This is a genomic window from Sanguibacteroides sp. AM78-02pH3A (genome assembly GCF_027666085.1).
In the GTDB taxonomy this organism is placed as follows: Bacteria; Bacteroidota; Bacteroidia; order Bacteroidales; family Marinifilaceae; genus Gabonibacter; species Gabonibacter massiliensis.
In genome coordinates this window covers 251,182-264,203 of sequence record NZ_JAQEHX010000004.1, presented here as the reverse complement: position 1 = coordinate 264,203, position 13,022 = coordinate 251,182, and the positions used below count along the sequence as shown (strand labels likewise).

The following is a 13,022-nucleotide window of genomic DNA, read 5'->3' as shown; positions in this document are numbered from 1 at the left end:
TATTTTAATTTATTAATTAACGTCATAATAATACGTTTTCACTATCAGGTATCGGTAAATAGCTCCGCCCTGTCAGATCTATCGAACTGGCACCGTCCCACAAGGAACGATTCAATCGCTTGTACATAAAGAAAGACTGTCCCTCACCCATAAACTCTCTCCGGGCATCGATCAACATAAAGTCCATGAACTCCGTGACGTTATTGATATCCGGCCAAAGGGTGATATCATTCCGCCGCTCTTTAATTTCTTGAAGCAATTCACAAGCACCTTCAACATCTCCGTGCGATGCCAAATACTCGCCCATGATATAATACAATTCGGCTTTACGAATGACCGGAATAGCTTCCACATCGGTAGTTCCTTGTCTGTTTTTCACGGAAACACGGCCACCGTCCCGATAATTCATGGTCAGATAGAGATAACGCACGTCACTTCCCAATGCATCTCCGCTGAACAATCCATTCAGGTTTCTATAATAAAGAGGGGACGTGCTCAGGTAAGGTTTAAAATTATCCGCATTTTTCTCATTATAAAATGCCATGATGACATCACCTAATAACTTTTTATTTCCATTTTCACTTGTTCCATCTATATCCCATTCGTAATTAAAGTCAAAGGGTTTCGACCAGCTACTCTCTTTCAGGTTACACACGGCATAGGCTTCGTCATAGGCCTCTTTTTGCAATCCCATATAGGAATAAACCCGGGCTAAAATAGCTCTTGCAGCAGCATAATGCATACGATATCCCGGGCGTTTCTCAAAGTAAGAAACAACCTTCGTCTCGTATTCGTTCCAAAATAACGTAAACCTGGTATCTCTTAAAACCTTAACTATACGCATAACAGACCGATCATCTTCTATTACATAGGATGAATCCCATTGTACCAACAAAGGCTGGGCCTCCTTCAAATCGTTCACGATTCTTTCCAACGTTTGATTCACGGTTAACGGTATATTTATCGTACCGTTAATATCCGTCACATAAGGAATGTATCTTTTACCGTCATCTTTAGCGGGAGCAAACAAACGCAACAAATCGAAATGCACGAACGCCCTCATGGCTAAAGCTTCTCCGTAAATTTTTGCCTTCTCTATCTCTCCGAATTCAAAAGCACTCGCACTCTCTTTGGATACATGGTCGATCAAGTCATTACAATCGGCTATCACGTGATACATTCTACTCCATATCGTACTGGCGAGTCCTTTTACGACATTTCCTTTGTAAAGGAAATTATTGATATCTTTCTGATCATCCGTCAGACACTCTTCCGTATAGTATTGTCCTAAAATATCCATAAACCCCCAGCTCAGGTTTTCGCCATACAAAGAAGTTTCTGACAACCCCATATAGATACCATTCAACTGCATTCGATAACCGCTGCCCGTTGAATACAGATCATCACTACTCACCTGATTGTCAGGTTTTACATCGAACCAATCTTCACATGACATGAAGGTGATGATACCTATAAAAAATAATGTATATTTTATTCTTTTCATATTTTGTAACTTTTAATCCATCGATCAGAAACCAATATTTAAAGTGAAGTTCACCGAATTCGCGTAAGGATAATTCGTTCCCCGCTCTGTCTTCACCGTAGAGAGTCTCCAAATATCTGTCGTTCCCACAGAGAACCGCAACATATTGATACCATATTTCTGCAATTTTTCTCCCGAGAAATCATACTCCAATGTCAAGGAATTCCATTTCAATTCATTATCACGCTGCATAAAACGAGAAGTAGGTTTCGTATCGACTTCACGATCTTTTATATCCTTATACATGGTGATATCACCGGGATTTTGCCAACGCAATTCCATGGCTCGCTTATCCACATTCTTTCTGAAATCGGCATTTTCGACTTTCGATATCAAAGTAGTATTGTAAAAATCTCCTCCGAACTTATAAGTAAAGGCCGTAAACAAAGAGAAGCCTTTATACCGGAAGTTAAGACCGAACGAACCGTCCGCTTTCGGCGTTTTGTCTCCGATAACACTCATCTCCGTGGCTTTCCACTCGTACCCCACAGTTCCGTCTTTGTAAACATAAAGTTCTTTACCCGTCGCCGGATCGATACCCAAGGATTTCATTCCGTAAACGGCCGTCGTGGATTGTCCCTCTTCATATTTGGTCAATACACGCGTTACATCGTTCTCCTGATCCGAATAGTATTCGTTTACCTTATCATTATAAGCCTTCAAAGCATCCGAGATCTTCTTAATCTTATTCGTCACATGAGCCAAATTGGCAAATACGGCCAAATAGAGATCTTGACGATTAATGATGTTACTTCTCAATTCTATCTCGAAACCTTTATTCTCGGTTTTACCCACATTACTGGTGTAAGTACTGAAACCGGTTGAAGAAGGTAGCGTAACATTATCCACCAATCCATTGGTAATCTTTATATAGTAAGAAGGATGGATGTAAATAAGATCATTTAAAATTCCCAATTCGAGACCGACATCAAACAATTTTGTTTTTTGCCACTCCAAGTCCGTGTTACCTCTCGTGCTCATCAAAGACGCTCCAGGACCTGTTGCATACCAACGAGAAATATCGATCTCGTGCATCGGAATCGCCGCATATGAAGGGAAGTTCAAGGATCCCTCGGTTCCGTAAGATCCGCGAAGTTTCAACTTAGAAATAACGGAATTTTTCATAAACGGATAATTGTGAATATTGATACCGGCACCGAATGCCCAGAAAGGCGCAAAACGACGATCGGAACCGTATTCGGAAGAACCGTCCATCTTAACAGAGACATCCCCCAGATAGATATCATTATAAGAATAATTAAACATCAAGGTAAAACCGAGCGTTCTTCTCTTTTCATCGCTTGAAGTCGGCTTATCCACCACCTCTTTAGCAAAACTGATAGAGGTAAATTCCCCGGAAGGGAATCCCCTGTAAACAGCTGCATTGTTCTCCCTTTTGGAAGTTGAAACGTCCATTGCGGCGGAAAGATTCATATTATGTTTACCTACCAACTCATTATAAGTTAAAGAAACACGCCCCTGCCATGAAACATCATCGCCGTCGGTACGACTTAATTGCCCTTGCAAAGACATATCGTCACCCGCCTCTCTTTCACTGTACAAAGACTCAGGATGGGTGAACTTATCTCCCCTGTCTCTCCTCTGATTTATCTGCAATCTTCCTTCCAATTGAAGTGTAGGATAGATATACCATCTGATACTGAATTGTTCGGTCAACTCGTTGTATTTAGACTTGTCATAGTTTCCTATATTCGCTTCGTACAAAGGATTCGGATTAAAACGATCTGAATGTAAGTCAAAATCCTTCAATGACTTCACATACTTTCCGTCAGCATCTTTATATTCAAGATAGGGTAGTAAGGTTGTATATTCGGAAAAATTTCCATAAGGAGATTCATGACTCTTCACGACACCATACCTGATTAAATTGGAGACCTGTACCTTTTCCGTCAAATAGCGGAAATCAAAAGAGACGTCGAGCCCTTGTCTGTAAGAACCCTTCATTGCCCCCTTCTGATCGTCAAAAGCAAAATTAAGTCCGTATCTCATCTCTTTGGAACCGCCTTCCACCGTCAAACTATGAGTATGGTTGAAATTGTTTCTTAAAGGCTTACTCAACCAATAGGTATCAACGCCGCGGGCTAAAAGTTTCATTTTCTCGTTATACAAAGTTCGAGAAACGGGATCCGTAAAGTCATACAAACCAGCAGCTTTTTCAGCCTCCACTTTTTCTTCGGCGTTCATCAGATTATAACCGTGCAAATTAGGCATTTCCAAAATACCCGTCATATTATAGGTAAATTGAACTTCTCCGGCTTTAGGAGCTACCGTCGTGATAACGACAACACCGTTAGCGGCTTCAGCTCCGTATCGCGCCGTGGCTGCCGCATCTTTCAAAATAGTCATACTTTCGATACGGTTCGGATCCATATCGTATACGCGCTCGATCGATACCTTAAATCCATCCATGATGAAAAGAGGCAGATTCGGGTTATTACGCAATACCGATTTGGATACGCTACTCCGATCCAAATCTTTCACACCGATACTGGCCTGGCCGCGGAGCCGTACTTCGGGCAAGGCATTCGGATCCGAACCCCACAAATTATTGTCTATGATACGGAAAGAGGGATCGAAAACCTGCAAAGCTGCAACGGCATTCGTCTTGGAAACCTTCAAAAGCTCCTCGCGAGTCACACTCACCGCATTTCCCGTAAAAGCGGATCTCCGAATATTACCGTACCCGGTAACAATAACTTCTTCCACCTGTTTTACCTCGAGCTCCATCTTAACTATAACCTCTTTTTGAAAATCCGTAACGGTTACCTCTTTGGTAATCATTCCCACGAAACTTACCAACAGACGAACCGTATCCTTCCTGGGAAGAGATAAACTAAAATTTCCATCTACATCGGAGGTTACCCCCAAATGGGTTCCTTTGACAACAATCGCAGCTCCGGGCAGAGGCAGATCTTTCTCGTCGAAAATCTTTCCACGAATCGTAACCTGTTCCAAAACGGCAGCTTTCGACTGTCTTTTTTGAATAACAATCACGTTTCGAGTAATAACGAAAGTGTATTCCGTATCCTTTAAACACACTTCGAGAATTTCAGAAACCGGGGCATTCTCAAAAGAATGCGTAATCAAAGGAATCTTTTTCATCTCCTCATTATTACACATGTAATCGTAATCGGTGTTTTCTTTAATGTAATCCAACACCTGCATAAATGTTGACTTCTCGAATTCCACGGTTAACTTAGGCTCTGTCGGAGACTGTGCCCGACAAATTGCGAACCCGAACACTTGAAGCAAGATAAAAAGAGATAAGATCCTACTTATCTTTTTCCCCATCATCAATAAGTTTGACTTCTTTTTTTTCATGTAGATTAGTTTTAAATTACTAAAAATGAAACCCGCATTCCATTCGTTTGCCTCCTTTTACGCGGGTTTCACCGCTGTTTGTAGATTGGTTGTAGAATTTGCTGAAAATTGATATTAGACTATTTTTAATGAAATATTATATATATTTATTTTGTAATATAAATTTTAATTAAATGAAATACAATTTAGAATGTAAATTCCCCTTTTAGATATCTTCCGACTCTATCAATTAACTAATTACTAAAAAATTTAAATATGCTTTAACTCTTTTACACTAATCACACCGTTATGTAATGTAAATTCTATATCCGTAGTATAATTTAAAAATTCATCCAATAACTCCTGTAACGAAATATTATTCGGAGGAGTCCCCGTAAAACGCGATTCCCGTAAAGAAGGCTTCTCAAACAGTACTTCCACGTCATACCATCGACAAATCTTTCTCATAATCATTTCCAAGGTCTCTCCTTCGAAATTGAACTTACGATCCATCCATGATATCACATTTTTTGTATTTACACGACGTACATTTATCTCGTTGGCAACAGAAAGAGAGAGCTGTTCCCCGGGTGTTAATTGCCAAACGGTATCTTCGGTACACATCCTTACTTTACCGGACAGTAAGGTTACCCGCGATTCGTGTTCATTCTCATAATTCATTACATCAAATGAAGTTCCCAACACCTCCACGAAGAAATTATTTCCTTTTACGATAAAAGGTCTCTCCTCATCTCTGCTAACCTCGAAATAGGCTTCCCCCTCTATATAGACTTCCCGCCTATTTCCAGCAAAAAACCTCGGGTATTTTATCACGGTTTCCGCGTTCAGATACACTTTCGTACTGTCCTCCAAAACGATGTTGAATACACACCCCTTCGGAACGATTAAAGTATGATAGGTCATAGAATCGACCAACGTATCCCGCTTCACCCGCGTATAATCTAAAGTCTGTATACCCGTCATGAAAGAAACTCCTAACGTATCCAATTTTTTAGCTTCTGCTTCTCCCGATAAAGCAATCATGGAATCATTGTCTAAAATCAAACGGATACTATTCCGGTCTATGGGTTCCATCGGCGAAACTTTTGCGATGCTTTCGTCAACCGGTAATAATTCTTGATGAATAAATATCCACGAAGCCATGATCAAACACGCGAAACAAGCCGCACAAGCAAACATTCGGGACATAGACCTCTGTTTTTTCGTCGTTTTTTTATTCTTGCGTACCCGCTCCAAAAACAACAAAAAATCTCCTGCCGTATCGTATTTTTCATACTCCTTGAAACGCCCCATTAAAACGCGGTCATTCTCCAACTCCCTCTTCAATTCCGCCCACTCTTCCTTTTCCAACAACTTCTCCACTTCTCGTTTTTCCGCTAACGTTAGTGTTCCTGCCCAGGACTTAATAATTAATTCAATATATCGCTTTTCTTCCTTCATATCGATTATGAAATACCTAAACCTTCACTCGGTATTACTTTTTTTTAAAAAAAATCAGAGTTCGTATTCCGTTTTCACATTTATTAAACAATCACGTAAATACTTTATACTTCTATTTTTCTGGACCTTCACCGTATTAATACTAATACCCAACTTACTCGCGATCTCTTTTCCCGAAAAACCATTTATACTCAACTCAACAATCTTTCTTCGCATCCGAGGTAAAGTTCTTATATGCATATACAACAATCTCGTAACTTCCTCCCGCACGACTCTGATTGAAAAATCATGATCATCCTCCTCTTCTTCGTTCTTTGTCAATTTATCTAAAATCCGTTCCCGCGTTTTTTTATTCCTTATGTAGATCAAAGAATTATTGTGTAGAGACTTATACAAATAGCTTAATAACTCTGCCGAGGTTGAGAAATGAGCATCCGAATTCCATATGCCCACCATCAACTCCTGCACAATATCTTTAGCCGTATCCATATCGGACACGAAGGATTCCGTATAGGTACACAAAGCCGCATAACAGGCTGCATACAATTGCTCCCAGCTACGTTCATCCTTCCTGTTAATCCCTTCCAAAATGCTTTCTAATCTTATCATTGTTGGAATTCACCCTTTTAGTTTCTTTATTTGTATACTACACATCAACAATTTAAATCAGCGTAATCTTCCCCCTATCCATATCAAAAAACCAACGATTAATACTAATTCGTAACTGATCTCGATTGTTCTTTTTTTTAAAGTATTTGATTCAAAGAATCAATAATTTATAGCTTTTATAATCTTTTGTTCCATGTCATCAAAAATCGTTCGTTTATTAATACTAAAATCAGCACAAACCGACACTCATTTGACCTTTACTGAATATAGAATACATGAATACACTTTTGGTATTATCCGATTTCTTGTTTTTTTAAATGCTCTCGATACGCATAATCTCCTCCGCTATAATGATTACTATTAAACAATATATTCATAAAATATTATAGTTCCATGCCCTATTTTTATTTATTATGGTTTTTTACTAATTAAAAAAAACATGGTGTCGCAAAACGACACCATGAAAATATAAGAAACTAAACCTACCGGCTCCTTCTCCTGATCCAGACCAAAAGAGCTAACAGTAATATCAATCCGGGGATTACCCAGGTGAAAGCAACTTTAGTAATCTTAGCACCTTCCTTTCCCAAAAAGATATCGTTATCTATGGGAAGAGGACGGCGAACATCAACCGGAGCTTCCCCATCCGATAACCAGTGGAAAGATCCTAAAATAATATAATAATTCTCAGCACGTATCTCCTCTCTTCTCTTAAATAACTCTATGTTACTGATACAATCAGCATCTCCCAACACGACAATCTTTTGTTCCTTTTCCCCGATCTTCCGGGATAGGGCTAAAGCCGTTACATAACGTTGCTCTCTCTCCCCGACCGCCGGATTCAATTTTACCGTATCATCTATAAAATTAGTCGTTTCCAATTCATTCCATACGCCTGTTGAATCGGTCACTAAAAGAGGTGTTACCGTAAACCCTTTATCGGTCACATATTCCAGTCCCATACATCCCGGCATCGTGGCACAGGAATTCCATTTGGCCATCCCTTTAAAATAATAAGACAACTCCCATGATTCCGGAGTCGGTCTGCTCAACACCATATCCGGAGAATAATTTTCCGAGGGTTGTACCAATACTCCGTTCACGAAAGAAACTCCCAGAGGTTCGACCAACGAATTCATATACTTTTGATATCCGTTCTCCCCGATAAGTACCAGATTCCCACCCCTCTCGATATAACGATCCAACTTTTCTTTCTCCTCATCCGTCAACTCTTTCCTCATATCGGCAATCACCAAGATCTTAATAACGGCAGGTATTTCTCCGGTAAGTTCGACCTCTTGCACATCGAATCCCTGATTAACCAAAGCCTGACGGAACCATTTATCCTGAGCGAAACGAATATAATCCCGGTCTCCTTCCCGATTAATATTCCGTTCCCCATGTCCCGTTAAAAATCCCACGGTAGGCAACTCCATTACCATACGTTTGAATGCGGCAGAAATCTCCGCTTCGCCTGGATCCCGGAACATATCATTGTAAAGGCGTAAAAACATTTTTTCTCCGCTCTCCCGCTCTATTTGCCGAACAAAATAGTTACCCTCCGGACGTAAATCGATCACGCTTCTGATCTGTTCGGGCGATAAATACCGGGAGAATTTCAACTTATGAATTCCTGCAAACCTTCTGGCACGATCTTCAAAAGAGAGTTCCGGATAAAAGTTTTCCATCTGTTTATTTACAACCGTATCATAATAATAGACGTATTTCAATTTAATCTCCGGCTTGAAACGTATGTATCTCCAGAAAGAGTATTTATCGGAATTCACGTACTGGGGCAATGCCTTCATGTAATCCCGGTCCATCAGATTATTATAAGTGGTAATCGTCAATCCCCCTTTCAAAAGTTTCACGATCTCCTGACTATGGGGAGTCAGCGTATTGCCCTTCTCCCGGGAAACATCCACGAACCCCATCAAACGGGGACGAGAACTTAAATACCCCACGCAAGCAATAATTAAAAATACTCCCGCGTATTTCATGGCATTTTTTCCCCACGACACGTGTTTAACCCGGGAAGAGAGATGTATGATCGCAAAAGTGACGAACATGGCAGGAACCATAATAAAGTAGATAAGGTCTTCGCTACAAATTAATCCCCCGATAAGCCCCCCTGTCCGACCGCGAATAGACAACCAGAAAGTCACATCCCGCACAAATGCAATCTCTTGCCACATCTGGTTGATATAATTCAGGAAAGACAAGATGGTCAGCGTACCGATAGCAGCGATAATCTGGTAGGAAGAGACAGACGACATAAAAAGTCCGATAGCCGCATAAGTACATATCAATAAATAAATGCCAAAAATTCCCGAAAGAATGGTCAACACATCGACATTCTCGACAAAACACAAAAGAAAAAGCAGGTAGACTAAAAAAATACCAACCAATACCAAAGCAAATATCATCATAGAAAGATATTTTCCTAAAATAATCTGAGCGTTGGTCATGGGAGAAGAGTGCAATAATTTCATTGTTCCGCCAGCCAGATCACGACTCACCAATCCCATGGTCAAAATAGGAATATAAAGGAAAAGATATTCCTGCATCGAATAAAGTACCCGAACGAAAATATTCGTACTGACGCCCATTAATTTCCACCCCATCGTCTTTTCCAGAACCATCCGCGAAACTCCCTCGGAAAAGACCAAACCCGATTGAAAGGTAAAAATTATAAGAATCAACCAGGCTACAGGCGAGTAAAATAACATCTGCAACTCGGTTTTCGCGATTTTCATTATCATTTTCATCACATCAAAACATAAATAATTAACAAATTACCGGCCTTTCCGGCGTATCCAAATAATCATACCGGCCATAGCCAACAATGCCGGTAATATTCCCATGAATAGAACGCTCAAAAACTCCATGCCGTCTTCACTCACGAAAAGGTAATCATCGATCAACTCCGGATAAGTTATTCTCACCGGCACCTCTTCATAGGAAAGCCAATAAAAGGCTGACCGCACTAAAGTATAATTCATGGCGGGTACGCCTTTTCGCCCCGAAGCGAACTCTCCGTTGCTGATACAATCGGAATCACCCACGATAACCACCCGCTGCTCTTTATCGTTCACCTGGCGGGTTAAAGCCATTGCCGTAATAAAGGGTCCCATCCTATCCCCGGATAAGGAATCATAAGTAATCGTCCCTTCAATAAAATTTTTCGTTCCGACTTCATTCCAACACCCGACCGTATCGCTGACCAAAATAGGAGTCATGGAGTACCCCTTATCCGGCGTATAAATCAACCCGGCACTCCCGGGCATCGCCACACACCCCTCCCTCTCTCTCATGTATGCCAACCCATCCCACAAAGCGATTCCGGCATCCGTAGGAATACTTTGAATTAAATCCGCTTGATAAACCTCTGACGGTCGTACCAATCTTCCGGACATAAACTGAACTCCAAAAGATTCCGCAACAGGATTCATCCGATCTTGTGCTGTCGGCTCTCCCAAAATCAACAAATTTCCCCCTCTTTCGATATAACGATCCAGATAGGCCTTTTCCGCCGAAGTCAAAGCCGACCTCAACTCTGAAATAACCAAAATATCTATTTCGGCCGGAATCTCTTTTTCCAACGTTACCTCTTCTACGTCAAATCCTTGATTTATCAAAGCCGACATAAAACTCTTATCACTCGAGAAACGCTTGTACTCCCTGTCTCCCTCCTTATATATACTTCGCTCCCCGTGTCCTTTCAGAAATCCGACATGAGGCAATCTCATGACCAAGCGTTTGATAGCAGCAGAAATCTCAGCTTCCCCGGGTCCCATCCTGAAACCGCCGAAATCGTAAAAACGCAAAAAAGTTTTTTGTCCGTTTTCCCGTTCCACGACCCGTACGGTCCGATTCCCCTCTTCGCTCAAATCCTCTATATCCTGCATCTCTTCAGGTGAACGAAATTTCGAAAAATTCAACTCCAACTGATCACACAACCTTTCCGCTCTCTCTTTATCATTCAAATCCGGAAAACGCTGATCCAACTCCTCATTATTCGCATCAGCATAGAAATAAACGTATTTCAACTTCATTTCCGGCTTGAAACGAACAAACTCGCGGAATTCCCGTTTGTCGCTATTTATTCTTCCGGGTAAAGTCGACCAGAAATCCTTATCCAAAATATTCGTATAAGTCGTAATCGTGAGTCCGCCTTCCGCTCTGGCAACGATATCCTGACTGGCAACCGATAACGAATTTCGTTTAGTCCGGGTAGCATCGTAATAAGACATTAATTTCGGCCGGGAACTGAGGTAACCTACCAGCATGACAAAAACCAACGCCCCGACATAGGCTCCCCAACGTACGGACCAACGACTCCTTTGTACCCGGTAACGTATATGAAGGGTAGCCCAAGTGAGGAATAAAGCGATAACGACTAAAAAGTAAATCACATCCTCACTGCATATCAATCCCCGTATAAATTCCTCCGTCCGTCCCCTAATAGATAACCAGTAAGTAAGATCCCGTATAAATTCCATATCCTGCCATACCATACCCACATAATTCAACACGGATAAAACGCCTAACGTGCCCAAAGCCGCCACGACCTGATAGGAAGTAATACTGGACATGAAAACACCGATAGCCGCGTAAGCGCCCAACAACAAGAACAACCCCAATAATCCGGACAACACGTAAGGAAGATCCATCAAATGGATCGTACAAAGTCCCAAAACGGTATAAAACACCAACACTCCCATCATAGCCAGACCAAAGACCATTACTCCCAAGTATTTACCCAATATGATCTGACTGTTACGCAATGGAGATGAGTGTAACAATTTAATCGTGCCGCCCCCCAAATCCCGGCTTACGACTCCCATCGTCAACAAAGGGATGTAGAGATAAAGATAACTTTGCACGACAGTGAATATTTTCCCGAATAAAAAAGTTTTACCTCCGCCGGTATAGCCCATGGCTTGATAACGGACCGTCTCCTCAAACAAAGCAGAAGCAATCATACCGACCTGAAAAGTAAAAATAACCAGTATCAACCAAGCCACAGGAGAATAAAACAAAGACTGCAATTCCGTCTTGGCTATTTTAAATATCATCTTCATACGCAATCTCTTTATTTTTTACTTTTGGTAGATAATTCGGCAAAAATATTATCCAACGAACTCTTTTCCATTCGGATTTCCAATAATTGCCAATCATTAGCCACACTGGCTTGGACGACATGAGAAATGGCCTCTCTCGCATCCGTAAATTGAATACGATAATTGATACCTCCCAAATGCTCCGCACTGATCACTCCCGGAAGAGACTTCAAATCCTCCACGTCGGGCGCAGAAGCCAAAGAAGCAAATATACTGCTGGGAACGATATAATTATCAAACTCTTCCACGGTTCCGGCAAAGACCACTTGCCCCTCCTCTATCATCCGTATATAGTCACAGGTAGCCTGTACCTCGGGTAGAATATGAGTAGAAAGAATAATCGTTCTGTCTTCCGCTATCTCTTTTATCAAATGGCGAATCTCCACGATTTGATTCGGATCCAACCCGTTGGTAGGCTCATCCAATACGACAAATGCAGGATCATGAATGATAGCTTGTGCAATACCTATTCTCTGTTGATAACCGCCGGAAAGATTACGGATCAAACGCTTACTGAAATGAGTCAATCCGCAACGCCCCATTACACTCTTCACCGCCGCAGCCACTTCACTGGCCGGAATTCTTCGGATATTAGCCGTAAACGTCAAAAACTCCTCTACTGTCAAATCATTATATAACGGAGGTTTCTGAGGTAGGAATCCGATATATCTCTTCGCCTCTACCGGATTTTCCCGCATACTTATCCCTTTAATGTAGATCTCTCCCTCCGTCTGTTTCAAAACCCCACACATAATATTCATCGTGGTAGACTTTCCGGCTCCGTTAGAACCCAACAAACCGTAAATACCATTACGGGTTATCTCGAAATTAATGTCTCGAATAGCCCATTGCACACTATAACGATGGGACAAATGTTCCACCTTCACAATTGATTCTTCCATATAAACATAGTTTTGAATAAATGACTTTATCTTTTAACCACGTATATAGAATACTCAAAATCG

7 protein-coding genes are annotated in these 13,022 nt (G+C 41.2%); all 7 read right to left on the bottom strand.

Going from position 1 to position 13,022, the window contains the following annotated elements:
• Nucleotides 1–22: 22 nt before the first annotated feature.
• Complete coding sequence (locus PGR74_RS08315) at nt 23–1,504, bottom strand: RagB/SusD family nutrient uptake outer membrane protein (RefSeq protein WP_041505414.1); 1,482 nt, start codon at nt 1,502–1,504, stop codon at nt 23–25.
• 24 nt (nt 1,505–1,528) lie between these two features.
• On the bottom strand, nt 1,529–4,885 hold the full coding sequence (locus PGR74_RS08310; RefSeq protein WP_041505413.1) for a SusC/RagA family TonB-linked outer membrane protein: 3,357 nt from the start codon (nt 4,883–4,885) through the stop codon (nt 1,529–1,531).
• Between the two features lie 249 nt (nt 4,886–5,134).
• The gene (locus PGR74_RS08305; RefSeq protein ID WP_041502044.1) at nt 5,135–6,325 is read right to left on the bottom strand and encodes a FecR family protein; all 1,191 of its coding nucleotides are present in this window, start codon (nt 6,323–6,325) and stop codon (nt 5,135–5,137) included.
• Nucleotides 6,326–6,379: 54 nt separating this feature from the next.
• Nucleotides 6,380–6,934, bottom strand: a complete 555-nt coding sequence (locus PGR74_RS08300) for an RNA polymerase sigma-70 factor (protein ID WP_041502045.1) — start codon at nt 6,932–6,934, stop codon at nt 6,380–6,382.
• 482 nt (nt 6,935–7,416) lie between these two features.
• Nucleotides 7,417–9,690, bottom strand: coding sequence for a Gldg family protein (locus tag PGR74_RS08295; protein ID WP_236684998.1), 2,274 nt, complete (start codon nt 9,688–9,690; stop codon nt 7,417–7,419).
• Nucleotides 9,691–9,729: 39 nt separating this feature from the next.
• Complete coding sequence (locus PGR74_RS08290) at nt 9,730–12,018, bottom strand: Gldg family protein (RefSeq protein WP_041505412.1); 2,289 nt, start codon at nt 12,016–12,018, stop codon at nt 9,730–9,732.
• Between the two features lie 11 nt (nt 12,019–12,029).
• A complete protein-coding gene (locus PGR74_RS08285) occupies nt 12,030–12,959 on the bottom strand; it encodes an ABC transporter ATP-binding protein (RefSeq protein WP_041502048.1) in 930 nt (309 codons plus the stop codon).
• Between the last annotated feature and the right edge of the window lie 63 nt (nt 12,960–13,022).